Raw genomic sequence first — 20,062 nt, 5'->3', positions numbered from 1 at the left:
ATGGATTAACAAGAAAAGATAATGAAGGAATTAATATTCCTAAATTAGGGGTACGACCCGTCATCAAAAGTTGACAAACGGATATTCAGAAATTGCCGAAACCGGATAAACGATAACTCGGGATGGAGTTATCTACTCGTTTTTAGGACTCGACGGGTGGTACGGGGTGTCGTATTCGCCGACCTGTCCGTCGAGACGGTCGGGGTTGATATAGCCCGACAGGAGCATGAAGTCGAGGATGGTCGCGTACAGCATCGCCTCGACGACCGGCACGCCGCGCGGCGGCAACACCGGGTCGTGACGGCCGACGACCTGAATCTCCTTTTCCTCGCCCGTCTCCCAGTCGACCGTCCGCTGTTTCTTCGGAATCGACGTGGGTGCGTGGAGCGTCATCTCGCCGTAAATCGGCTGGCCGGTGGTGATACCGCCCTGAATGCCGCCGTGTTTGTTGCCGACGGGGTGTGGGTCGCCGTTGTCGTCGAACTCCCAGTCTTCGTTGCGGTCGGACCCGGTCCACTCGCGGGCCTCACGGCCGAGACCGAATTCGAACGACGTTGCGGCCGGAACGGCCATCATCGCCTGCCCGAGTCGCGCGGAGAACGAATCGAATCGGGGTGCGCCGAGGCCGCGGGGAACGCCCTGCGCTTCGAAGTAGATAGAACCGCCGATAGAGTCGCCTTCCTTCTGGTACTGCTCGATGAGTTCCATCATCTTCGCTGCCGATTCGGGATGGGCACACCGTACGTCGTTTTCTTCCGTGTGTTCGAGCATCTCCTCGAACGTGACCGGCGGCGCTTCCACGTCGCCAATCTGGTTCACGTGGGCTTTGACCTCGATGTCGTACTCGCTCTGTTCGAGGACCTGCTTCGCCACGGCACCCGCGGCGACCCAGTTGACTGTCTCGCGCGCGGACGAGCGCCCGCCACCGCCCCAGTTGCGCGTGCCGAACTTGGCCGAGTAGGTGAAGTCACCGTGCGACGGGCGCGGGGCCGTCACGTAGGGTTCGTACTTGCCCGAGCGAGCGTCTTTGTTCTGGACGACCATCCCGATGGGCGTGCCCGTCGTATACCCGTCCAGCGTCCCCGAGTTGATGACCACGGCGTCCGGTTCGCCGCGACTCGTCGTAATCATCGACTGGCCCGGTTTGCGTCGGTCGAGTTCCTTCTGTACGTCCTCGACGGAGAGTTCCACGCCCGCGGGGCACCCCGAGATGGTGACGCCCATGGCGTCGCCGTGACTCTCGCCGTACGTGGTCACCCGAAAGAGGCGACCGAATTCGTTCCCATTCATTACCCGACCCTCGGGTGGCCGCCCATTTAGTGTTTGCAGATAGGTGCAATCGTCGTGCAGAACGGTGCACCCGGAAGCGTGTCTCGACTCGCGGAGGTTCATACCCGATGACGGCGAACGAACGACTATGGAACCGACAACCCGTGGTGGCCTCCGCGAGCGCCTCGAAGCCACGTTCTGGGAGCGGCACGCCAACCCGTGGAGCGGCGGGACGCGAATCCTCGCGTTTCCCGTGCTGATGTACGCCATCTACCGCCGCGACCGTCGGTTGCTCGCGGCGACGCTGGCGTTTATCACGGTCAACCCCGTGTTGTTTCCGCGCCCGAAACGCACGGACAACTACCTGAGTCGCATCGTTCTCGCCGAACGCGAGTGGCTGGACGAGGGGAAGGGAACAATGAGCCTCGATTACCCGAATATCCTCAACGTGCTCAACATCCCGGTCAGCATCTACGCGCTTGTCTCCGCGATTCGCCGTAAGCCGGTGGGAACCGTACTCGGAACGCTCGGCGTGCTGGTTCTTAAACTCTGGTGGACCGACGTAATCGTAAAGAAGACGGGTGTGACCGGCCGCGCCCCCGGCGAGAAACCGGAGTTAGCGGAGTGAATCCAGCGTCGCAGTTGCGAACGGAATCAGCATCTCGTCTGGGTGCAGGCCGCCGTGCATGCCGACGTAGTCGAGTTTGTCCCGTGCTTCGTCACCGTACCAGACACTAAGGTCGCGGTGGACGACGACGAGGCCACCGAGTCGTCGCTCGAACACCGGAGACGGGGTGGGTCCGAAGAGGTCGGAGTCTAACATCTCCTGTTTCCGGAACACCCTCGCATCCAACTCCGCCGTGAGCGTGTCGTAGACATCGTCGATTCGGTCCGGGCGGAGATGGAGATGAACGTTCCGCGGACTCCCCGAGAAGCGAACCGGCGTCCCGTCGGTCAGCGTCTTCAAGTCCGAGACGATGTCGCACGGCGGTGCCGAGAGGTCGACGTTTCGCGCCGGGTCGGTGTCGATGAGGCCGTGGTCCGCGGTGATACAGACAAGGGTCTCGCCGTGGTCGTCGTCGGTTGCTGCCGCGAGCGTGTCGATAGCGTCTGAGATGCGAGCGAACGTCTCCGCGGCAGTCTCGCGGTACGCGTCGGAATCGACCCCCTCGGCGTGCGCGGTGGCGTCGGTCTGCGGGAGGTATGCGAAGATGTACGACGGGTCCGACGCCCCCTTGGCCGCCTCCGAGAATGCCGGGAGGAACGTCGAGAGGTCTTCCGGGTCGTAGGTGTGTGGGACCGCCGATTCCGAGGGGAACGGCGTCACGTGGTGCGTCTCGACGCCCGCCGCGGAGAGGTCGGGGTAGATGGATTCCGCGTTGGCTACGTCTTCGAAGTCGAGACCGTCGGGTTCGGTACCGTCCTTCCGGATGAACGGAAGCGCCTCGAACATCTCGTCGGCGTCCGGGTCGTAGACGTTCCACCCGATGACGCCGTGTTCGGAGGTGAGGGTCGCGGAGTGAAACGTGTTCATCGCGGCAGCGGTTTCGGAGGGGTAGATAGACGTGAGCGGCGTTACCCGGCCCGCGTGTTCGAACTCGCGGAGAAACGGAATTCGCTCGCGCTCGCCGTCCCACTGGGCGAGGCCGAAGCCATCGACGAGGAAGACGACGACACGGGAGATGTCGTCGTACTCGTCGGTCGCCGCTTCTGGGAGCCGCGGCCCGACATCGGCACCGAGCAGGTCGGCGACGGTACCCGGAATCCGCGAGAAGCACCAGTCCTCATAGGCGGGCAGGAGGTAGTCACCATCTCGCTGGCGCTCCCGCAATGCCGACGGGTCGGATAACTGCATGCCACGTTCGGCGGACGGCGCGGGGAAAAAGGTTCTGTCGTGTCGGGTTCGTTATTCTTCTCGCACGTTCGCGCCGAGGTCACGCATCGTCTCGAAGAAGTTCGGGAACGAGACATCGACGTGTTCCGCGCCGGCGATGGTCGTCTCACCGTCGGCGACGAGGCCGGCGATGGCGAGGGACATGACGATACGGTGGTCGCCGCGGCCGTCGACTTCCGCCCCGACGAGGTCGGTCTGGCCACCGTGGATGGTGAGTCGGTCCTGCTCTTCGGTGACGTGGGCGTCCATCTTGGACAGTTCCTCGGCCATCGCGCTCACGCGGTCGGTCTCCTTGTACCGGACGTGCTCGCAGTTTTCGATGACGGTGTCGCCGTCGGCGATAGCGCCGAGCACCGCAATCGTCGGCAAGAGGTCGGGCGTGTCACCGACATCGACAGTCGTTCCGGAGAGGTCGGCGGCCGAAACCGTGAGTTCACCCGCGTCCTCGTCCCAGTCGACTGTTGCGCCCATGTCGCGGACGATATCGACGATAGCGCTGTCGCCCTGTGCGGAGGGACGAGCGCCTTCGACGACGACCGACTCGCCCTCGGCACCGGCCACGGCACCCGCTGCGAGCAGGTACGATATCGACGAGAAGTCGCCGGGAACGCTGTACTCGCCGCCTGCCGGACGGTACGACTGCCCACCGGGGACCGAAAAGCCGTCGTCAGTGCGCTCGGCCTCGATACCGAAGTCAGACAGCACTTCGAGCGTGATATCGACGTACGGGGCGGACTTGAGTTCGGTCGTCAACTCCACGTCGATACCCTCGTCGGTGACCGCGCCGGCCAGCAGGAGGGCCGTGATGTACTGCGACGACACGTCACCGGGAATCTCGACGGTGCCGCCGGTCATTTCATCGCCGACGACGAGCGGTGCCTGCCCGTTTCGTCGGGTGCTCTCCGCGCGGCCGTCGAGTTCGATGACGGCTTCGAGAAGCGGTCCCTGCGGGCGCGAGCGAAGTGATTCGTCACCCGTGAGGACGGAGAGGTTCTCGCCGAGGGCGGCACACCCCGTGACGAGTCGCATCGTCGTCCCCGAGTTTGCGCAGTCGATAACATCGGCGGGTGTCTCGGGGCGGCCGTCGAACCCCGTGACATCGACTGTCTGTCCCTCTCGGTTGATGGTGCCGCCGAACGCGTCGACGGCGCGCATCGTCGCCTTCGTGTCCGCGCTGACGAGGGCGTCGCGAACGACCGCGCCATCGCTGTAGCCCGCTGCGAGGATGGCTCTGTGGGTGTAGCTCTTCGACGGTGGGGCTCGTGTCCGTCCCTGAACACGAGAGCGCGAGATGTGGACGTCCATACGCGGGCGTCGTCAGGGGACGGTATCAGGGTACCGGACGCGGCGACGTTCTCGTATGGTTAGAATAATAACAATTGCTTTTGGTTACCAATACCAACGTGCGGCAAGGGACATCCCGAAGCGACCGACGGGGGCTGGCGGCCCTGACGAAACACGCCCTCCGCTGACGGTGCGTTCCGGCGGTACACCCGCGGAGAGTCGTCGCCCGAGTCGACTCTCTGCGAGGCCGAAACCGGAAACCGCCGCACTCGACGCGAGGTATTTACTACCGACCGGGCCAACCCCGGAGTATGGAACCCGATTTCTCTCAACTCACCGCGTTCCTCGGCGACGACTTCGACGGCTATCTCATCTCCGCCGACGGCAGCGACTCGAACCAGTTGTATCTCTCGGGATTCGACGCGCCGGACTCGTACGTGACGCTCTTCACGCCGGACGAAACCGTCCTCCTCGTCTCGACGCTCGAATACGGACGCGCGAAAAAGGAAAGTCGCGCCGACAGCGTCTCTCGACTCGCCGACTACGACTACCGCCAGAAGTACACCGAACACGGCCCGACTGTCGGGAACGCAAAGACAATCGCCGAGTTCCTCGCCGACCACGACGTGGAGACGCTCGCCACGCCCTCTGACTTCCCGCTCGGACTCGCCGACAGTCTCCGAGACGAAGGCGTCTCGGTCGAAGCGGAGACCGACGACGTGCTGACGAAGATTCGTGCGGTCAAGACCGACGAAGAAGTCGAACACATCCGAACCGCCCAAAAAGCGAACGAAGCGTCGATGCAGGCGGCAGAAGACCTCATCCGCGCCGCCGACGTGGCTGACGACGGCACGCTCCTGTACGAGGGCGAACCGCTCACGAGCGAGCGGGTCAAAGAAGAAATCGAGATTACCCTGCTCCGACACGGGTGTGCCCTCGACGAGACCATCGTCGCCTGCGGTGCCGACGCCGCCGACCCCCATGACCGTGGAAGCGGCCCGCTGTCGGCGGACGAGGCCATCATCGTCGACATCTTCCCGCGGGACAAGGAGACGAAGTACAACGGGGACATGACCCGGACGTTCGTCAAGGGCGAACCGACAGAGGAGGTCCGTGCGTGGTTCGAACTCACCGAGAAAGCCTTCTACGCCGCGCTCGACGCCATCGAACCGGGCGCAACGGGCGAGGATGTTCACGATGCCGTCTGCGACGTGTACGAGGAGGCCGGCGAGAACACGCTTCGCGCCGACCCAACCGCCGAAACTGGATTCATCCACAGCACCGGCCACGGTGTCGGACTCGACGTGCACGAACTCCCCTCTGTGAGCCAAGCCGGTGAGGAACTCGAACCCGGCCACGTCATCACCATCGAACCGGGACTGTACGACCCCGAAATCGGCGGCGTCAGAATCGAAGACCTCGTGGTCGTCACCGAAGACGGCTACGAGAACCTGACCGACTATCCGGTCGAACTGGTCGTCGAGTAAGGCGTCCGCTAGGTGCAACAGAGAAGGCGTTCGCTGACTACAACAGATTTTACGCAGAACCGAAATCGCAGTCGTTAGCTGTCGAGGGCGTTGTCGCCTGTCGACTCGGCCGGCGAGGTGGCACCAACCCAGTCAGAGTTCGCTTCGCGCCACTCTTTCAGTAGGTCTTCGAGCGCGTCGGCGGTCTTGGGCGTGATGACGCCCGCGGCCTGTCTGACGACGGTTCCATCTTCGATGAGGAGTGCGTAGATGTTCCCTTCGCCGAGCAGGCCGAGGCGGCGCTGGAGTGCCGTCTTATCGACTCGCGCGATAAGGGCGTTCTCGTGCGGCTTGTTCCGTGCGGCACCGGGACTCATCCCGCCACCACCGCCAAACGACGGCATCATGCCGCTTCGACCACCGAGGACCATCAGTTCGTAGTACTCGAAGTGGTCGTACGTCTCGGACAATTCTTTGGCGAAGCCACGCCACGACCCGACGAGCGACTGCTGTCGCCGGTCGAAACTGATGAGCAAGAGCGTCTGCTCACCGTCAAGGTCGTCGGGAAGGACGACTTTTCGACCGCTTGCGTCGCGCGATGGGAGGCGTGGGAAGTCCACGAATTATGCGAACCCCTATGGGGATATAAGTCTGATTGCCGATTCTGTAAATTGTTCCGCTGACGTGAAGGTTTCCCCGAACACGATTGCAACGAAACTCATTGTCCGTGGTTAGTCGTTCAAACACATAAAACTCCGCCTCCGAGTCTCAGCTCCGATAATCTAGCTCCTACCGTTCGTACTCAGCGTCGAACAGTTGGGCCGACATCGGACCGGGATTGCTTCCCTCGACGACGTTGTACACAGAGAGGTCTTCGACGCCCGCCTCGCTCAGGAGTTCTTCATCGTAGTAGGTGTTCCCGGTACAGGCCGACGGTTCACGGGAGAACAGTTCGGTGACGGCGTCGCACATGATTTGCGGCGTCCGCCAGTCTTCGGGCGTTCCCATCCCGAAGTGACGGGTCGCTTCGGACTCGATAGCCGCGACCGGCCAGATGGCGTTCACGGCGATGTCGTCCGCCGCCAACTCCTGTGCGAGCGATTCCGCGATGAACGTCATGCCGTACTTCGAGAGGGCGTATGCGACCTTTCCGGGTGCGGGTTCTGCGGGGCGTGGCGGTGAGAAGGTCACCACGTGGGCGTGGTCGCTCTCGCGGAGGTGCGGGAGCGCAGCGTGCGTCGTCGCGTACGTCCCACGAGCGTTCACGTCCATGAGCAGGTCGAACCGGTTTGGTGGGGTGTTCTCGAAGTTCGCGATGTGAATCGCGCCCGCGTTATTGATGACGAAGTCGATGCCGCCGAAGGCCTCGACCGTCTCGTCGATTGCCTTCTGGATGGACTCGTCGTCGCGCACGTCGAGTTGACACCAGATTGCGTTGCCGCCGCGGTCACGAATCTCTTCGGCCGTCTCCACGATGGTTCCCGGCAGGTCCTCGCGCTCTTCGACGGTTTTGCCGGTCGAGACGACGTTCGCCCCACGGTCGGCGAGGTCCAGCGCGATTTGTTTGCCGATTCCGCGACTGGTTCCGGTAATGAAGGCCGTTCGGCCCTCGAAATCCACATCATCAAACGCCATAGATAACCATTGTCAATCGACCACTTGACGGTTTGTACACAGACACTCCGTTCAACCCGGTTTGTCGAACGCAGGTGCACGGGTCGGCCTTGCGTGAACAGCTGACCATACCCGCCAGCACCGATTGCCTTTTGGGTGGCCCGCGTCCACACGATACCGATGGACTTGCTCGTCGTCGGTGCTGGAGACATGGGCCGCTGGTTCGGCCGCACGGTCGATGCCGACCTCGCCTTTACGGACGTTGACCTCGATGCGGCCGAGCGTGCGGCCGACGAGCGTGGCGGTCGTGTCGTCCCCTTCGACGGTGACGAGCGATTCGACCTCGTCTGCCTCGCCGTCCCGATGGGTCTCGCTGAGGAGGCAGTCGCGGAGAACGCTCACCGGGCGAAAGACGGGATGTGCGACGTGACCGGTGCGATGGGCGACCCGGTCGCCGCCATGCGCGACCACCTGCCCGACCGAGAACGATTCAGTCTCCACCCGCTTTTCGCCCCGCAGAATGCCCCCGGAAACGTCGCCGTCGTCGACGACACCGCCGGCCCGCTCGCCGACGCGGTGCGAACCGACCTGGCCGACGCCGGGAACCACGTCTTCGAGACGACGCCCGAGGAACACGACGCCGCGATGGAGACGGTTCAAGCCGCGGCCCACGCCGCCATTCTCGCGTTCGGACTCGCCGCGGACGACGTGCGCGACGAATTCGCGACACCGATTTCCGCCGCGCTCGACCAACTCGTCACGTCGGTCTCCAGCGGGACGCCCCGCGTCTACACCGACATCCAATCGCACTTCGGTTCCGGAACCGACCGGGTTGCCGACGCAGCGCGCGCCCTCGCGATGGCCGACGACGAGACGTTTGCCGACCTCTATCGAGCAGTCGCCTCTGTGGGCGCTGTTTCGCTCGACGACGCAACCGACGCCGATACCTGACCGCGACTCGTTCCCGAGACGACGAACACCACCAGCGACGACGAATACCACCAGCTATGTTGACGACACGACACCCGCTGTTCCGACGATGATAGACAGAGACGCCGTCCGCGACAACGCGAAGTATCTCCGAAACGTTCGCCCGATAGACCCCGACGAGATTGCCGAGTACATCGACGGTGCGCCCCACCCGGCCGTGGTGAAACAGACGCTCCGTGAGGAGGCGTTCGACCTCGGTCTCTTCGAGCAGGACGACGGGACGTTCGTCCCCGCGAGCGACGACCCGGTGCCGCTCCCGGGATGGTCGCCCGAAGCGTTCCCCGACGACTACTCGTTCGCGGTGGAAGACCTGCTCATCCAACGTTACGGAGCGAACTGGCACGTCGGTGATTCCGGTGACAGACTCCGACAGCGGATTCGCCAGTTGAAAGAAGACTACTTCCAGGGCAACCCAGTCGAGTACGACGAAGACGCTGCCCTCGGATACGCTATCTACCACCTGCCGGACTACTACGCGACAGTCGGCTACGTCCTCGACGACCTCACCGAACGGGGGTTGCTTCCCCGGCACCTCCGCGTCCTCGATATCGGTGCCGGAACGGGCGGGCCAGCGCTTGGGCTCCACGACTACCTGCCGGACGACTCGCTTGTGGACTACCACGCGCTCGAACCCAGCGCCTCCGCCGACGTACTCGAACGGATGCTCTCGGAGACGCGCCGTAACTTCCGGACGACCATCCACCGGGAGACGGCCGAAGCGTTCGAGGCCGACGACGAGTACGACATCGTCCTCTTCGGAAACGTTCTGAGCGAACTCGACGACCCCACAGCAGTGGTTCGGAAATACCTCGACGTGCTCGCGGACGACGGCGCGCTCGTCGCCATCGAACCCGCGGACAGAAACACGAGTATCGGCCTCCGTGAGGTCGAACGCGAGGTTGCACCCGTAGACGGTGATGTGACCGTCTACTCGCCCACGCTCCGTCTCTGGGACGGGGACGCGCCGTCCGACCGCGGATGGTCGTTCGACGTGCAGTCAGACCTCGCCGTCCCCGCGTTCCAGTCCCGACTAGACGATGGCCGCGACTCGGACGAGGACGAAGGCACCTTCGCCAACGTGGACGTGCAGTACTCCTACAGCATCCTCCGAACGGACAGCGAGCGTCGATTCGGAATCCGTGCGAATCCCGAGCGATTCGCCAAAATGGCGGAGATGGAGCGCCACGTCACGAACCGCATCGACCTGCTCGCCGTCAAACTGAGCCACGACCTCTCGGAGGGGCGAAATCAGCTGTTCAAAATCGGCGACGGGAGCCAAGACACCGACCACTACGCCGTCAGAACCAAGCCGACGATACTGAACGCCGACTTGGAGGAGGCTGACTACGGCGACATCCTCGTCTTCGAGAATGTCCTCGTCCTCTGGAACGACGACGAAGAAGCGTACAACCTCGTCGTGGACGACGAGACCATCGTCGACCGAGCGGTCTGAACGACTCGGGTCGGGAAGGGGCTCACGCGACGCGTGGCTTTTTGCGGGCAGCCTCCACAGTCGAATACATGAGCGAACGCTCTATCCTCCTCACGAACGACGACGGCATCGAGAGCGTCGGGTTTCGGGCACTCTACGACGACCTCTCGGAGTTCGCCGACGTGACCGCCGTCGCTCCCGCCACAGACCAGAGTGCGGTCGGCCGAAAGATGTCTTCTGACGCAATCGTCACCGAGCACGAACTCGGCTACGCGCTGGAGGGGACGCCCGCCGACTGCACCGTGGCCGGACTCGAAGCTCTCTGTCCGGACGTTGATATGGTCGTCTCCGGAATCAACAAGGGCGCGAACATCGGGGCGTACGTCCTCGGTCGTTCGGGCACCGTCAGCGCCGCTGTCGAAGCCGCCTTCTTCGACGTGCCCGCAATCGCCGTCTCGATGTACATCCCTACCGACGGCGACGTCCCGTGGCGCGAACTGGCGACCGACCCGCGCGACTACAGAGAGGCAACGCACGCGGCGTCCTATCTCGTCAAGCACGCCGAAGCCGCGGGCGTCTTCAATCAGTGCGATTACCTGAACGTCAACGCGCCGATGCGGGCGGGCGACGAACCGGCCGACATGAAAGTGACAGTCCCCTCGGAACTGTACGACATGACCGCAGAGTACGAAAACGGTACCGTCCGCCTCCACGACCGAATCTGGAAGCGGATGGAATCCGGCGACATCCCCGACCCCGACGGGACCGACCGCCGGGCCGTCATCGACGGCAACGTGTCCGTCTCGCCGCTAACAGCCCCGCACTCGACGCAACACCACGAGGCGCTCGACGCGCTCGCGGAGACGTATCTGGAATAATCACGCTCGCGTTCGGAACGCCGATTCGCACTCGTTCTCAGTCGGTTCGCGTCTCGCGGAGCAGTTTGTACGTGATGCCGACGATGCCGGCAAACACCGCGAGGAAACCGGCGAGGAAGGCAACAGCGCCGACGAACGCCATCATCCCGACAGCATACGCGTTGAAGGCGAGGAAGGCGACGAAGAAGAGGAACCAGCCACCGAGGACGACGGCGTAGAGTTTCACCATCTCGTCTGCTGTCGCGTAGCGGAGGGCGTCGCGGGCGGAGACTTCGGGCATAGTTCTCGCAACTCCAGAAGGCGAGGTGATAATTATAACGTTTAAGAGTCAGTCAAGTGAGCAGAGACGTATGACAGAAGCGGACGCTATCGAGCAGGTAGACGAACCGCTTACGGTTTCGTCGCTCGCTTCCGACCTCCGTGACCTCGGCGTCGGTGCCGGGGACACCCTTCTCGTTCACGCCTCGCTGAGTTCGCTGGGATGGGTCTCTGTTGGTCCGACAGCAGTCGTCGATGCTCTCCAGACGGTTCTCACTGACTCTGGAACACTGGTCATGCAAACCCACACCGGCCAGTACAGCGACCCGGAGGTGTGGCAGAACCCGCCAGTTCCCGACGACTGGGTGCAGACGATACGTGACACGAGGCCACCGTTCCGTCCCGAGGTCACGCCGACCCGTGGGATGGGGGCGGTTCCCGAGTGTTTCCGAAACTACCCCGGTGTCGTCCGAAGCGGCCACCCGGTGTACTCCGCCGCCGCGTGGGGTGCGGACGCCGAGGAAATCGTCGCCGACCACAGCATCGACCACGGACTGGGTGAGAAATCGCCAATCGCCCGTGTCTACGACCAAGACGGAGACGTGCTCCATCTCGGCACCGGATACAGCACCAACACGTCGCTTCACCTCGCCGAGTACCGCGCCGACTTCGAGAAAGAGTACACCACATTGTCGGCACCGATTCTCCGAGACGGCGAGCGCGTCGTCATCGAGTACGACGACCTCGAAACCAGCACGGATGATTTCGAGGAACTCGGTGCCGACTTCGAAGCAGACGTCGGAGTCACCGAGGGAACCATCGGCGCGGCGACGTGCAAACTGATGGACCAACCCGCTCTCGTCGATTTCGCCGTCGAGTGGTTCGAAGCGAATCGGTGAGCGGTCGAAACGAATCGTGAGAGTGGTTGCGGCGCGCGAGCGGCGGGTTGCCACCTTTGCTCAGAATAGCCCCGTGATGAAGCCGACGCCCATGAGACCGAGGACGGCCGCGGAGAACACCGGAAGATACGGCGTGTATTTCTCGACTTCAGATTCGAACGACTGGTAGCCCGCGATGAGGGCCATCGTCAGCGCGACGATGCCGAAGATGACCGTGAGCGCGTACGTACTCATCAGTTCGAGACAGTAGTTCGACCCGGCGCACATGGCGATTATCTCGAACTCCTCTTCGTGTGCGAACCCAAGGACGAACGCGAACCACGCGATGCCGAACAGCCCGCGGTCCGTGGCTTCGTCGAGACTGTGGTGGTCGTGTGAGTGTCCGCCGACGAACGGGAGGACGCTCCAGATCCGGGAAAGGGGTCCGGCGTGGCCGCTGTGGTCGTGGCCGTGTGCGTGGTGGGTGTGGCTGTCGCGGACGAGTGTCTGATGGGCGTCGAAGGTGCCCCGAATGTGATGCGTCTGGGACTGGACAGCGGCGTCGGTGCTGTGAATGTCTCCGTGGCCGTGGTCGCCGTGGCCGTGGTCTCCGTGGTCGTGGCTATGGTTGCTGTCGTCGTGAGAATGGCCACCGTGACTGTGCGAGTGCCCGCCACCGCGGTACTCCCGAATACCCAGTGCGACGAGGAGCACACCGGCGACGACACTCACCGGGCCGCCGATTTGGACTCCGCCGAGTATCGTCAACGGTTCGTTGACCTGCGTGAGTTCGAAGTACGACTTCGCGTAGAAGAACACCGCGACCATCGCGAGACTGCTCACGAGATGTCCGACACCGAGGATGAAACTCGCGGCGAACCCGTAGACCCACTCGTTCGCTTGGTCGAGGGCGTACGAGGCAGCGACGGGCCACCCGTGGCCCGGTTCGATTCCGTGAACCACGCCGAGTGCGACGGCCCCCGCGAACAACCCAATCGTGTCGGTTCCGAACATCGCTCTGTCCGACTCTCCGCCAGCGTCGTGTATATCGATTGTTAATACCAAACCCGGGGGTCCGTAATACAGACGCTCTTGGTGCTGCGGGAAACATCACCAACGCATGCGAACGAGTTTCAACATCCCCGACGATGTCGTCGCCGAGTTCGACCGGGTGTGGAACGAACAGGGTCTGGAAAATCGCTCGCGGGCGGTCAGGGAAGCGATGCTGGAGTACATCGAAGCCCACACGAAACTCGAAGAGACGTCAGGGACCGTCGTCGCGCTCGTCGGCTTCGACTACCGGCACCACGAGGTCATCGGCGAACTCCACTCCGTACAACACGACTATCAGGATGTCATCTTGAACACCAGCCACACCCATCAAGGGGAGTGGTGTCTCGAATCGCTGTTCTGTCGCGGGCCGAGCGAACGCATCCGGCAGTTGACCTACCGCCTCCGCGACTTCGACGCCGTTCGACGAGTGAAGGTAATGACGATTCGAGACGGCGACGAGTGAGTCGGGACAGACCTTCGTCCACCCCGCCGTTGGCAGTCTATTTTCCGGCCACAAGATTCACAATCGCATGCTCGGTGCTCTGTGATACGTGTGGCAGTCAGGAGTCGCGCGCCCCTCCCGACCCACACGTTGTGCGACGGTCGTGTCTGGCAGACCGTCCATACGATTATCTCGAGTGTCGAACTGAGTCGGCTACGCTCTCGTGTGAGCGAGTCGGCCGTTCTATCGCGTGAGAAAAATAGTCAGTTGGCAGTCCGAAGTTAGCGCACCAGCGATGCGTTCAGCGTGACCTCTGGGCCGGCGAGTGCCTTGGAGACCGGACAGCCCTCTTTGGCCCGCTGTGCCAGTCCCTGGAACGTCTCTTCGTCGATGTCGGGAATGTCCGCCTCCAGCGTCAGGTCGATACGCGAAATCTCGAAGCCGCCGCCGTCGGCCCGTTCGAGATGAACGTCCGCGACCGTGTGGAGGTTGTCAGGCGTGTACCCCTCGGCTTCGAGGAACGCCGTCAGTTGCATCGAAAAGCATCCGGAGTGGGCCGCCCCGATGAGTTCCTCCGGGTTCGTTCCGGGTTCGTCCTCGAAACGAGTCGGGAACTTGAACGTCCCAGATACCTCGCCGCTTTCGGTTTCGAAGTCACCCTGACCGTCTTTGCCACCGGTCCACGTCGTTTCGGCTTGCTTTGTGGGCATTCCAGAGGGACATACACTCTCCACCGCTATGGTAATGTCGGCGAATGTATTATTCGGGCTCGCACTGTACGTTGACGTTCGTGCCGACGCCACCCAATCGGCGACGCGAGGAGAAGTTATCTACTCTGCTGTGCTATATGATACCAGTGATCAAAGATGGCGTACTCGACTCTCTCGACCGAATCGGAGCTTGAAACGGAGTGGCACCACATCACGCGGGCGTTCGTCGGCGGGCTCGCGGCGGCCAGCGCGATGTTCTTCCACATCGCGGTCGTCCAGACGGAAGGACTGAATCCACCGCCGGAGACGGCAGCACTCTTCCTCGTCGCTGCGACTGGGGGGCTTATCAGCTATCTCCTGTTGAGCCGAGACGACGTACTCGGATACGCGATGGCCGCACTCACGGGCGTGTTTGTCCTCGTCGCGGTGGGTCTCACCGTTCTTGGACTGTACGGTCCCGCCGGACCGGAGACGAACCCGGTCGGCCCAATCGCGTACGTCCTGCTCGCAATCGTCGTCATCGTCACGTCGGGTCTGTCGTGGCGTAACCGTGAAGCGACGGAGGCGGGACCGGACACCACCGCAACGCCGTAGTTCTCGAGGGAGATGACTGGTGGCACTACCCTCATCGCGGTTCGGCCGGAAAAATCGTTGACCGAGAATCGGACGGGACTGTCAGATACTCAGTCGTCGGCGCTCAGTTGTTCTTCGAGGTGTTCGGCCATCCGTTCGAACTCTTCGTCGAACGTGTCCCTGTCGTAGTCCATCCCGTGGATGATGGCGCTGTAGCGTGCGGTCCAACTCGAGAGGAACGCAATCTCCTTGAGTTCCTCTTCGGTCGCTCCGTGCATCTTTGCTGCCTCTTTGTGGAAGTGCTGGCAGTACGGGCACTTGATGTTCGCCGCGATTGCTAACCCGATTAGCTCCTTGTATTTCGGCGGAATCGCGGTCTCTTCCAACGTGTGGCGTTTAAAGTTCGGCCACTCGTTGACGAGATCTTCGTCGTTTAGCTCCCAGAATCCCGGCACGAACCCGAGCGTCTCTTCGATGTCCGCCCGCACCGCGTCGACATCTCCTCTCCCTGCTGATGTTGCCATTGTCTGTCACTCCTCGTGATTCCTTCGACACAACCCCTGACCCTCGTTCAGTTGTGTTCGTCAGAATCATTCGAGTATTGGTGTGCATTCATAATAAAAATCTCCAAAGATTGCCACATTCGGTAAAGTACCCCGCGGATGTATGTCCGTAAATCGGGAGTTCGATACGTCGAAGAACGACCGAGAACCACCACCGAGAACAATACGGGCCTAGTGCGGCGGCTGGACGACCGTCTCTATTCTGCGGTGTTGGTGTGCGGGTGGTTCACGCCCAGAACACGTTGAAGTTGTACGTGTGTTTGTGAGTGTTGATACTGGTCCCCCACCGGTACTTCGCGACGAGATCCATGTCACAGTACTTATCGCCGGACGAGTAGGTTGTTCCCGCAGTCGATGCAGACTGGTTGACGCGAACCGTGTTCCACTGGAGGTCACCGCTGATGGTGAACTTCTGATTGACGTAGTTGTCGCCGCCGTAGGTGTCGCTGTGATTGTCGATATCGACGTTCGAACTCGTATTCGACTGCGATGCACCGACTTCGACCACATCGTCGCTCGACACCGAGAGAGAGATGGTGTTCGTGATGCTCCCGATGGAGTTGCCCGGCCCGTAGTCGCTGACCTCGTCGATGCAACTCCCGTTGAAGGTCAAAAGCGGGTCCGCCCATTCGTTCACCCAGTCTTCGGTCACCCAGTCAGTTGGTTGGGGGAGCATCCGGACTTCAGTCTCGACGGCATGGTTCGAGTAGTTGCTGGGGTCGGACTTCCACTTGATGTCGTACCCAGTCTCGTTCCCGTCGCTGCCGACGATTTCGTGTCGTTCGGAGACCTGCGTGTTCCAGTCCGACCAATCATCGGTCGTCTGGGTGGTCACGTCGTCCGTGTTCGTGCTGTGTGCTTGCTCTCGTCGTCGGCTCCGTGCCTTCGCGTTGTGCTTCGCTTTCTGGTGTACGGTAGAGACACGCCCTCGTCGAACCTCGTCGAGCGAGTCAGGTTGGTGTCGCCCCTTCGCGGGGTCAGCTACGACGCCGACCCATCCCGATGGCGTGCCGTCGATGATGTCGAAATTGAACGCGACGATGTGGTGGTCGTCGGGCATATCCTGGAGACCGACAGTCGGGACCGTATCGACGCCACGCTCTTCGAGTCGAGCGTTGATGAGGCGGTTTTTCTCGCGTTTGACCTTCGCCGCCGGAATCGGATTCGAGAGGGTTCCGCGGAGTCGAGACTTCGATTCGGGCTTCGCCGCTGCCGTGTGCTGAGACCCGAACCCGGCGACGAGAAGTGTTCCTGCTGTAATGCCACTCGTTTGTAGGAAGGAGCGCCTTGTTTCTTCCACATACATTTCAGATAGTAAGACAGTATAGTATAATTGGATACTGAAATGTCATTTTTGACGGGCGATAACGAACAGTTGGCAGCACGCTGAAAGAGAACTAATCAGCAGACGTAGCATGGGGTGAAAAACCAACACTGGCGATTTTCATACGGTCGTTGTCACAAAAAGAATCGCTCACAACATTGTGGCTGAGATGATTCTGTGGGCAAAGAGCGGCACCGACAACACGCCAGACTCGACTGCCGGTCAAACGACCATCTCGGCCTATCCTCCCGGCGAGCCTTAACTGCCACAAAGCTGATACATCGAGAATGAAATGTCGGAGATAATGAAAAAGACGAGGCGCGACTTCGTGCGGACGGCCGGGGGGGTTGGGCTAACCGCGGCACTCGGACCTGACGTAGTGCTGGCCGCGGACGCTTCAGAGAGTGCTTGGCAACAACTCGGGTACGACAGCGGCCATACTGGGGCTGTGCCGGAGACCTCACCACCCACATCGAGCGTCGGAGTCGAGTGGACCTTCAAAACGGACGGTCCCGTCAGGTCATCCCCCGTCGTCGGGAGCGACACCGTCTTCGTCGGGAGCGACGACGGGTCTCTCTACGCAATCGGTACAACTGACGGCAGCAAGCGATGGTCGTTCGACGCCGGGGCCGACATCCGCACCGCTCCAGCGGTGGTCAACGGAACTGTCTTCGTAATCGCGGCCGACATGCGCGTCTACGCGCTCGACGCGGCCAGCGGGTCGAAGCAGTGGAGCGTCCAACTTTCCGACGCCGGGACCGCGGAGGTTTCCGCAGTTACTGCACGCAACGACGTGTTGTACGTCGGTATCGGCGGGTTCGGAACCTACGCACTGGACGCTGCGGACGGACGCCAGCGCTGGGAGTACGAGAACGTCCCGACCCGGCCGGTTCCGACGCCAGCGGTCGCCGACGGAACCGCCTACGTGGGGACGGCCGACTACGAACTCGCCGCCCTCGACGCCGATACGGGAGCAGTCGACTGGTCGTTCGAAACCGGCGGCAATATCGACACCGCACCGGCAGTCGCCGACGGAACGGTCTACTTCGGCAGTCTCGACGACAACGTCTACGCCGTGAACGCGAACGACGGAAGCGAACAGTGGTCATTCAAAACCGAGTACTGGGTCACTTCGTCACCAGCGGTGACGGCAGACACGGCCTACGTCGGAAGTCAAGACGGGAGCCTCTACGCCCTCGACAACGCCACGGGTTCCGAACGGTGGTCATTCGAGACGGGGGGACCTATCGAGACTTCCCCGGCAGTAGTCGGTGACACCGTTCTCGTTGGGAGCAGAGACGGTACGCTGTACGCACTGGACACGACGGACGGAACCAAACGCTGGGCGCAATCACTGGGACGGCGGGCCGACTCGTCGCCTGCGGTCGTGGAAGGCACCGTGTACGCGGGGAGTAGCGACGGGACGGTCTATGCGCTGTCGGAGGAAGGAGGAGTCGACGCCTCGCTTCCGCAGTGGACCCTGCCAGCTGGCGCACTCGGTCTCACCGGACTGCTCGCCGGGACCGGATACGCGCTCAAACGCTTGCTTGGGTGAGGTCTTTCTGCTATCCGACTACGGTCTCGCCGGACGTGCCGGACGTGGCGGAAGGTTGAACTGTTTAGTTCGAGTATCGTTACCAATGGCCAGTATCGACGACGACCCAATCGAACTCGTCCCGTCGAAGTACGACTCGTGGCGGAATCAGTTCGTCGCCGAGCGAAATCGGATTCTCTCGACGCTCGCGACGAGCGGACTCGAACCGGCGGTCCATCGAATCGAACACGTTGGTTCCACGGCCGTACCGGACCTCGCGGCAAAAGATATCGTCGACCTCGACATCGTCGTCGCGGACGGTTCGGTGCGCGATGTCTCGCAGGTGCTCGAAGCCACGCTCGGCGGTGGTCGCGTCGAGAACTCGGAGTACTGGCACCCCGTCTTCCGTCGACAAGACGGCCAGCGGTTCAACGACCACGTCGTTGGGGCGTCGAGCGATACGTGGAAAATCAGCGTTGTCACGCGAGACGTACTTTGCGCGCGACCCGACCTCTGTACCGAATACGAACAGCTCAAACGCGACTTGGCGGCAGAACACGACGACATCACCGCCTACTCCGAGGGCAAAAGCGCGTTCATCGACCGGATTCTCGACGTGGCTCGGACGGACGATACCATCCAGTTCGAATTCTCGCTTCCCGATTCGAAGCCCGAGTGACGAAACACGGGTCGCCACAAACAACATAAGTTCAAAGAACCAACAAGTCGTATGGAGACCTCGTATTCCAAAGTCGACGTTCTGCGTGGTGCGTCGGTTGCGGCAGTCGCACTCATGACGGGTGTCCTGGTGGCGCTCCTCCCTCAACCCGGATATCAAACGTCACGACTTGTCTTATTCGCCATGGTCATCGTCATCGGATGGGTGGGTGCTGTCGGGGCAGTCAAACGGCAGTTCAGCCTCACACTGGCGGGCGCTATCGGACTGTTCCTCCTCGGATTTTGGCAGTTTACTATCGGGCTGGTTATGCTCCCCACATCGGTGATACTCCTGCTTACCGCGCTCCTTGTCCGCGGGAGTGCGTCGAAGTCGAACGGGGGGCTTTCTGGAATCGCGCGGAGTTAGGACTCGGTACTCACGGAATCCTGTTGGAAGTGGCCGTCGAGAAGCGTCTTCACACCTCGCCGAAGGCGCTCCGACATTGCCTGCGTCCCAATATCGAACTGCTGGCTTAGTTGAGCGAGCGACGTTTCTCTTGGGACTTCGAAGTATCCCTCCGAATGGGCGGCCGCCAGCGCAGCGTGCTGTCCGTCGGTCAGTCGATTCATCGACGGACACCGTGAATTCGTCTCCTCGGGCGGCATCGTCTCCGAGTAGAGCGTGTCCAACTGCACCCTGTGCCCCAACTCCCGACACTCGTCGATAGCGTCGGCGAGTCGCTCTCGACTCGGACTGCGGACACGAAGCCGCCAGTATGTCTCTCCTCCCGGACTGTGAGCCTGAAGAATCTGAATGTCGCGCGCTGCAAGGAGTTCCGAGACGAGCGTCGACACGTTGCCAGCCGTGATGTTGTAGACGCGAACGTCCGAAAAGTCGGCGACGCGCTCGAAAGACCCGATAGACGAATCCGTCCGCACACCCGCTTCGAATGCCTCGAAGTCGCATCCGCGGACGACGATTCCTGCTTTCTCCGACGTGCCCTGGTATTGAATCCGGACTTCGGCTTCGGGAATGTCCTGTAAGGTATCTTCGGTCAAAACTGCGCCCGGTCCAGAAACTCGGAGTTCAGCGATAACTGATACCATCACACCATCACCAATGGTAGCATAGTACATCTCCCGGGATAAGTTGCGACTTTTCAGGCGAACCTCGCGAGTGTCCGTCGTGGAGTGTTTGTGTATCTGAACCGGAGTGCAGGCGCGTATCGGGAACGCTGTACAG

The 20,062-nt window shown here is 61.9% G+C and carries 22 protein-coding genes; 11 read left to right on the top strand and 11 right to left on the bottom strand.

Going from position 1 to position 20,062, the window contains the following annotated elements:
* Positions 1-132 precede the first annotated feature (132 nt).
* The gene (gene aroC / locus ACH9L7_RS06185) at positions 133-1,290 is read right to left on the bottom strand and encodes a chorismate synthase (protein ID WP_396612857.1); all 1,158 of its coding nucleotides are present in this window, start codon (positions 1,288-1,290) and stop codon (positions 133-135) included.
* Positions 1,291-1,417: 127 nt separating this feature from the next.
* Between aroC and ACH9L7_RS06180 the strand changes: the two genes are divergently transcribed.
* On the top strand, positions 1,418-1,897 hold the full coding sequence (locus ACH9L7_RS06180) for a DUF6653 family protein (RefSeq protein ID WP_396612856.1): 480 nt from the start codon (positions 1,418-1,420) through the stop codon (positions 1,895-1,897).
* Here ACH9L7_RS06180 and ACH9L7_RS06175 read toward each other — a convergent pair.
* Entirely contained in the window at positions 1,886-3,124 is a 1,239-nt protein-coding gene (locus ACH9L7_RS06175) for an alkaline phosphatase family protein (RefSeq protein WP_396612855.1), read from the bottom strand. The two genes, ACH9L7_RS06180 and ACH9L7_RS06175, sit on opposite strands and share 12 nt — an antisense overlap.
* A gap of 51 nt (positions 3,125-3,175) precedes the next feature.
* Positions 3,176-4,468 (bottom strand): 3-phosphoshikimate 1-carboxyvinyltransferase, encoded by a 1,293-nt coding sequence (aroA, locus tag ACH9L7_RS06170; RefSeq protein WP_396612854.1) that lies wholly within the window; start codon positions 4,466-4,468, stop codon positions 3,176-3,178.
* 290 nt (positions 4,469-4,758) lie between these two features.
* Here aroA and ACH9L7_RS06165 point away from each other — a divergent pair, with 290 nt between their 5' ends.
* Positions 4,759-5,934, top strand: a complete 1,176-nt coding sequence (locus tag ACH9L7_RS06165; protein ID WP_396612853.1) for a M24 family metallopeptidase — start codon at positions 4,759-4,761, stop codon at positions 5,932-5,934.
* A 74-nt stretch (positions 5,935-6,008) separates the two neighbouring features.
* Here the strand turns inward: ACH9L7_RS06165 and ACH9L7_RS06160 are convergent, their stop codons facing one another.
* Both ACH9L7_RS06160 and ACH9L7_RS06155 read right to left on the bottom strand, forming a co-directional pair.
* The gene (locus ACH9L7_RS06160; protein WP_396612852.1) at positions 6,009-6,533 is read right to left on the bottom strand and encodes a hypothetical protein; all 525 of its coding nucleotides are present in this window, start codon (positions 6,531-6,533) and stop codon (positions 6,009-6,011) included.
* Between the two features lie 169 nt (positions 6,534-6,702).
* The gene (locus ACH9L7_RS06155) at positions 6,703-7,548 is read right to left on the bottom strand and encodes an SDR family oxidoreductase (RefSeq protein ID WP_396612851.1); all 846 of its coding nucleotides are present in this window, start codon (positions 7,546-7,548) and stop codon (positions 6,703-6,705) included.
* A gap of 159 nt (positions 7,549-7,707) precedes the next feature.
* Here ACH9L7_RS06155 and ACH9L7_RS06150 point away from each other — a divergent pair, with 159 nt between their 5' ends.
* From ACH9L7_RS06150 to surE, 3 genes are all read left to right on the top strand, one after another.
* Positions 7,708-8,478, top strand: a complete 771-nt coding sequence (locus ACH9L7_RS06150; protein WP_396612850.1) for a prephenate dehydrogenase — start codon at positions 7,708-7,710, stop codon at positions 8,476-8,478.
* Positions 8,479-8,566: 88 nt separating this feature from the next.
* The gene (locus tag ACH9L7_RS06145; protein ID WP_396612849.1) at positions 8,567-9,970 is read left to right on the top strand and encodes a small ribosomal subunit Rsm22 family protein; all 1,404 of its coding nucleotides are present in this window, start codon (positions 8,567-8,569) and stop codon (positions 9,968-9,970) included.
* A gap of 68 nt (positions 9,971-10,038) precedes the next feature.
* Positions 10,039-10,827 (top strand): 5'/3'-nucleotidase SurE, encoded by a 789-nt coding sequence (surE, locus tag ACH9L7_RS06140; protein ID WP_396612848.1) that lies wholly within the window; start codon positions 10,039-10,041, stop codon positions 10,825-10,827.
* A gap of 37 nt (positions 10,828-10,864) precedes the next feature.
* On the opposite strand, the gene ACH9L7_RS06135 is transcribed toward surE, so the two are convergent.
* Positions 10,865-11,107: a hypothetical protein gene (locus tag ACH9L7_RS06135; RefSeq protein WP_396612847.1), complete on the bottom strand. Its 243-nt coding sequence runs from the start codon at positions 11,105-11,107 to the stop codon at positions 10,865-10,867.
* Between the two features lie 70 nt (positions 11,108-11,177).
* Between ACH9L7_RS06135 and ACH9L7_RS06130 the strand changes: the two genes are divergently transcribed.
* Positions 11,178-11,984, top strand: a complete 807-nt coding sequence (locus ACH9L7_RS06130; RefSeq protein ID WP_396612846.1) for an aminoglycoside N(3)-acetyltransferase — start codon at positions 11,178-11,180, stop codon at positions 11,982-11,984.
* A 60-nt stretch (positions 11,985-12,044) separates the two neighbouring features.
* Here the strand turns inward: ACH9L7_RS06130 and ACH9L7_RS06125 are convergent, their stop codons facing one another.
* A complete protein-coding gene (locus tag ACH9L7_RS06125) occupies positions 12,045-12,977 on the bottom strand; it encodes a hypothetical protein (protein WP_396612845.1) in 933 nt (310 codons plus the stop codon).
* Positions 12,978-13,083: 106 nt separating this feature from the next.
* On the opposite strand from ACH9L7_RS06125, the gene ACH9L7_RS06120 reads away from it, so the two are divergent.
* Positions 13,084-13,479, top strand: coding sequence for a CopG family ribbon-helix-helix protein (locus ACH9L7_RS06120; RefSeq protein ID WP_396612844.1), 396 nt, complete (start codon positions 13,084-13,086; stop codon positions 13,477-13,479).
* 260 nt (positions 13,480-13,739) lie between these two features.
* Here ACH9L7_RS06120 and ACH9L7_RS06115 read toward each other — a convergent pair whose 3' ends face one another.
* Entirely contained in the window at positions 13,740-14,168 is a 429-nt protein-coding gene (locus ACH9L7_RS06115) for an OsmC family protein (protein WP_396612843.1), read from the bottom strand.
* 156 nt (positions 14,169-14,324) lie between these two features.
* Here ACH9L7_RS06115 and ACH9L7_RS06110 point away from each other — a divergent pair, with 156 nt between their 5' ends.
* Positions 14,325-14,762, top strand: a complete 438-nt coding sequence (locus ACH9L7_RS06110) for a hypothetical protein (protein ID WP_396612842.1) — start codon at positions 14,325-14,327, stop codon at positions 14,760-14,762.
* An 89-nt stretch (positions 14,763-14,851) separates the two neighbouring features.
* Here ACH9L7_RS06110 and ACH9L7_RS06105 read toward each other — a convergent pair whose 3' ends face one another.
* The gene (locus tag ACH9L7_RS06105; RefSeq protein ID WP_396612841.1) at positions 14,852-15,265 is read right to left on the bottom strand and encodes a carboxymuconolactone decarboxylase family protein; all 414 of its coding nucleotides are present in this window, start codon (positions 15,263-15,265) and stop codon (positions 14,852-14,854) included.
* A gap of 265 nt (positions 15,266-15,530) precedes the next feature.
* The gene (locus tag ACH9L7_RS06100) at positions 15,531-16,604 is read right to left on the bottom strand and encodes a hypothetical protein (protein ID WP_396612840.1); all 1,074 of its coding nucleotides are present in this window, start codon (positions 16,602-16,604) and stop codon (positions 15,531-15,533) included.
* A 328-nt stretch (positions 16,605-16,932) separates the two neighbouring features.
* Here ACH9L7_RS06100 and ACH9L7_RS06095 point away from each other — a divergent pair, with 328 nt between their 5' ends.
* The 3 genes from ACH9L7_RS06095 to ACH9L7_RS06085 all read left to right on the top strand — a co-directional run bounded on the left by ACH9L7_RS06095 (position 16,933) and on the right by ACH9L7_RS06085 (position 19,246).
* The gene (locus ACH9L7_RS06095; protein WP_396612839.1) at positions 16,933-18,183 is read left to right on the top strand and encodes a PQQ-binding-like beta-propeller repeat protein; all 1,251 of its coding nucleotides are present in this window, start codon (positions 16,933-16,935) and stop codon (positions 18,181-18,183) included.
* An 85-nt stretch (positions 18,184-18,268) separates the two neighbouring features.
* Positions 18,269-18,841, top strand: coding sequence for a GrpB family protein (locus tag ACH9L7_RS06090; protein ID WP_396612838.1), 573 nt, complete (start codon positions 18,269-18,271; stop codon positions 18,839-18,841).
* Positions 18,842-18,892: 51 nt separating this feature from the next.
* Positions 18,893-19,246, top strand: coding sequence for a hypothetical protein (locus tag ACH9L7_RS06085; protein WP_396612837.1), 354 nt, complete (start codon positions 18,893-18,895; stop codon positions 19,244-19,246).
* Here the strand turns inward: ACH9L7_RS06085 and ACH9L7_RS06080 are convergent.
* Positions 19,243-19,926: a helix-turn-helix domain-containing protein gene (locus ACH9L7_RS06080; protein WP_396612836.1), complete on the bottom strand. Its 684-nt coding sequence runs from the start codon at positions 19,924-19,926 to the stop codon at positions 19,243-19,245. The genes ACH9L7_RS06085 and ACH9L7_RS06080 overlap by 4 nt on opposite strands.
* Positions 19,927-20,062: the final 136 nt, after the last annotated feature.

Source organism: Haloferax sp. S1W, from assembly GCF_044593955.1.
In the GTDB taxonomy this organism is placed as follows: Archaea; Halobacteriota; Halobacteria; order Halobacteriales; family Haloferacaceae; genus Haloferax.
Note: the sequence above shows the minus strand (reverse complement) of the source record. Positions and strands in the feature narration are given on the sequence as shown.

What these genes read in the sequence shown, in the direction of transcription:
- ACH9L7_RS06165 (WP_396612853.1), top strand. Translation starts at nt 4,759, where the DNA reads ATGGAACCCGATTTCTCTCAACTCACCGCGTTCCTCGGCGACGACTTC.
- ACH9L7_RS06120 (WP_396612844.1), top strand. Translation starts at nt 13,084, where the DNA reads ATGCGAACGAGTTTCAACATCCCCGACGATGTCGTCGCCGAGTTCGAC.
- surE (WP_396612848.1), top strand. Translation starts at nt 10,039, where the DNA reads ATGAGCGAACGCTCTATCCTCCTCACGAACGACGACGGCATCGAGAGC.
- ACH9L7_RS06175 (WP_396612855.1), bottom strand. Translation starts at nt 3,124, where the DNA reads ATGCAGTTATCCGACCCGTCGGCATTGCGGGAGCGCCAGCGAGATGGT.
- ACH9L7_RS06180 (WP_396612856.1), top strand. Translation starts at nt 1,418, where the DNA reads ATGGAACCGACAACCCGTGGTGGCCTCCGCGAGCGCCTCGAAGCCACG.
- ACH9L7_RS06150 (WP_396612850.1), top strand. Translation starts at nt 7,708, where the DNA reads ATGGACTTGCTCGTCGTCGGTGCTGGAGACATGGGCCGCTGGTTCGGC.
- ACH9L7_RS06145 (WP_396612849.1), top strand. Translation starts at nt 8,567, where the DNA reads ATGATAGACAGAGACGCCGTCCGCGACAACGCGAAGTATCTCCGAAAC.
- ACH9L7_RS06135 (WP_396612847.1), bottom strand. Translation starts at nt 11,107, where the DNA reads ATGCCCGAAGTCTCCGCCCGCGACGCCCTCCGCTACGCGACAGCAGAC.
- ACH9L7_RS06130 (WP_396612846.1), top strand. Translation starts at nt 11,178, where the DNA reads ATGACAGAAGCGGACGCTATCGAGCAGGTAGACGAACCGCTTACGGTT.
- ACH9L7_RS06090 (WP_396612838.1), top strand. Translation starts at nt 18,269, where the DNA reads ATGGCCAGTATCGACGACGACCCAATCGAACTCGTCCCGTCGAAGTAC.
- ACH9L7_RS06095 (WP_396612839.1), top strand. Translation starts at nt 16,933, where the DNA reads ATGAAAAAGACGAGGCGCGACTTCGTGCGGACGGCCGGGGGGGTTGGG.
- aroA (WP_396612854.1), bottom strand. Translation starts at nt 4,468, where the DNA reads ATGGACGTCCACATCTCGCGCTCTCGTGTTCAGGGACGGACACGAGCC.
- aroC (WP_396612857.1), bottom strand. Translation starts at nt 1,290, where the DNA reads ATGAATGGGAACGAATTCGGTCGCCTCTTTCGGGTGACCACGTACGGC.
- ACH9L7_RS06080 (WP_396612836.1), bottom strand. Translation starts at nt 19,926, where the DNA reads ATGGTATCAGTTATCGCTGAACTCCGAGTTTCTGGACCGGGCGCAGTT.
- ACH9L7_RS06155 (WP_396612851.1), bottom strand. Translation starts at nt 7,548, where the DNA reads ATGGCGTTTGATGATGTGGATTTCGAGGGCCGAACGGCCTTCATTACC.
- ACH9L7_RS06085 (WP_396612837.1), top strand. Translation starts at nt 18,893, where the DNA reads ATGGAGACCTCGTATTCCAAAGTCGACGTTCTGCGTGGTGCGTCGGTT.
- ACH9L7_RS06110 (WP_396612842.1), top strand. Translation starts at nt 14,325, where the DNA reads ATGGCGTACTCGACTCTCTCGACCGAATCGGAGCTTGAAACGGAGTGG.
- ACH9L7_RS06105 (WP_396612841.1), bottom strand. Translation starts at nt 15,265, where the DNA reads ATGGCAACATCAGCAGGGAGAGGAGATGTCGACGCGGTGCGGGCGGAC.
- ACH9L7_RS06115 (WP_396612843.1), bottom strand. Translation starts at nt 14,168, where the DNA reads ATGCCCACAAAGCAAGCCGAAACGACGTGGACCGGTGGCAAAGACGGT.
- ACH9L7_RS06125 (WP_396612845.1), bottom strand. Translation starts at nt 12,977, where the DNA reads ATGTTCGGAACCGACACGATTGGGTTGTTCGCGGGGGCCGTCGCACTC.